The following is a 1955-nucleotide window of genomic DNA, read 5'->3' as shown; positions in this document are numbered from 1 at the left end:
TGTTTGACCAATTTTGCCGCGATATCGAACGGTGCGAGTAAGGTGCGTCACCGTCCCAGATGCCCGATGAGCCCATCTTGAACGCTGATTGACCCGCGCACCGGTGTTGTCCTGACTGTTCGCAAGCCAATTAAATGATCACGAGTTCTGATACCGATTCGATGATTGCTTTATAGTAGGCCTCGTAGAGCCTCGAATGGTCTCCAGTTTGATCGGCATATGACAGCGCAGCCTTGTAGCTATCCTTCACATCAGGCCGAAAGAGCACCGGCGCTATCCCTCTCCTTAGCAACAAGAGGTTAGTAAAAGCCCTGGCTGTCCTGCCATTCCCATCCCTGAAGGCATGAATGACCGTTAGGCGATGGTGAACATCCAAGGTGTGCTTGATGTAATCAGACAAGGAAAGGTCTTCCGCGCCAACGAGAAGAGCACTGATGTCTTTGTCCAAGAAAAACATCTCTTTCTGGATATCACCGTAGTCGATTGTCTCGAACTTGGCACCAAGCACCAGCGTGTTACTTTGCCTAAACATGCCGCCATACTCTGGACAAGGCGCGGTGGAAAACAGCTTCTCATTGATGCTCTTAGCGTCATATATGTTGATTTCTTCCGAACCGCTTGCGCCTTTTTCGAATACGAAATCATAGGCAATGGTGAGGCCTGCAACCTCGATAATGTCTTCGTTTCTCTCGTTGCAAAACTCGCTATTATTCCCGCACAATCGCAGCTCAACAACAATTTCGGCAGCCGTTTCAGGATCGATGTCTATCCCTTCCATTCTGCTGTCGTGGGCGATGAACTCAGTTTTGAATATCTGGCGCGCGCGAGGATTCATGGGGACCTTAAAACATTCTTCAGATGCATCGAAAAGCTGGTCATATAGCTTCAGGTGAGTCAATCCAAGACGCTCGCGCTGCCTATCGGGCTTGAATGCGCTACGACGGCATCTTAACGAGTTCGCAGATGTATCACCCTCAATAACATGCAACCTGTAAGCAAGCTTATAGAGGCAGGCCTGGAAGCTTACGCCAAAATAGTTCGCGATGCCGAGAGCATCCTCAAACGAGACAGCGCCGTTCTTCATATAACGGCAAACCTGTCTTTCGAGCTCGACGCTGGGCATTAGTAGTTCAGAAGCGAAATTTTCCGCATATCGCTCAATGCTCGATTGGCCATTGATCTTGCATGCGAGCGGATTGTGGCCAGAATCTTTAAGATGGTGGCACAGTTCATGGGCAGCGGTAAAGCGCTGTCTGGTTATCGGCCTGCCGATGTTGATGCCGACGACGGGAACATCGTCGGGGGAAGATGCAGGTATGTATGCCCCCTCATATTTATCAAAAGGCCTGAAGCTGAATGCAATGCCCTCATCTACGAGGATCTGAAATGGGTTGATGGGAAACGTCGGTTCGCCATCAGAAAAATATGCCCGCAGAAACGCATTTGCAAGTTCTTCTGCGGGCATACCGTTTCGCGCCAAGGCCACGTAATCAGGCATGACCATTATTGTCTTTCCTTCATGGCCTGCTTAAACTTCATCAGATTCAAAATTTCTTGCTGGTCACTTTCTCCAAGCGACTCAAAGTTACGCGCAAAAACCTGACTCGGGCTGTCAATCTTCTTTCCACTTAGCAGTTCATCTGCTGGAATAAGAAACAGATCGCTCAGCTTCCCAAGCTCTTCAGCTGAGACTTTTCTTTTGTTTGCTTCCATCTCCGCAACGGCGGAACGCCCTATACCCAGGTAACGGGCAACGTAATCTTGCGAAAGATGCAGTTCCGTTCTTGCCTGCCGAATCCTTTCGTATAACTTTGCCATAGCCGTGTCCCTTCTCTTTTTCGTCTCACCACTTTAGCACCGTGTACGGAATAATCAACATATATTGTCGGATTATCCAACAAAGGTCAGGAATCCGTCACATTAGACAATCCGCTGCACAAGGCAATGCCGGACCC

2 protein-coding genes are annotated in these 1955 nt (G+C 49.2%); both read right to left on the bottom strand.

The window, feature by feature from the left end:
• Window positions 1–130: 130 nt before the first annotated feature.
• The gene (locus RR842_RS14450) at window positions 131–1498 is read right to left on the bottom strand and encodes an ImmA/IrrE family metallo-endopeptidase (RefSeq protein ID WP_332730274.1); all 1368 of its coding nucleotides are present in this window, start codon (window positions 1496–1498) and stop codon (window positions 131–133) included.
• A 5-nt stretch (window positions 1499–1503) separates the two neighbouring features.
• Complete coding sequence (locus RR842_RS14445; protein ID WP_332730273.1) at window positions 1504–1818, bottom strand: helix-turn-helix transcriptional regulator; 315 nt, start codon at window positions 1816–1818, stop codon at window positions 1504–1506.
• Window positions 1819–1955 lie beyond the last annotated feature (137 nt).

It is taken from the genome of Gordonibacter sp. (genome assembly GCF_036667095.1).
GTDB lineage: Bacteria > Actinomycetota > Coriobacteriia > Coriobacteriales > Eggerthellaceae > Gordonibacter.
The sequence above is the reverse complement of the archived record's forward strand: the minus strand, read 5'-3'. Positions and strand labels throughout refer to the sequence as shown.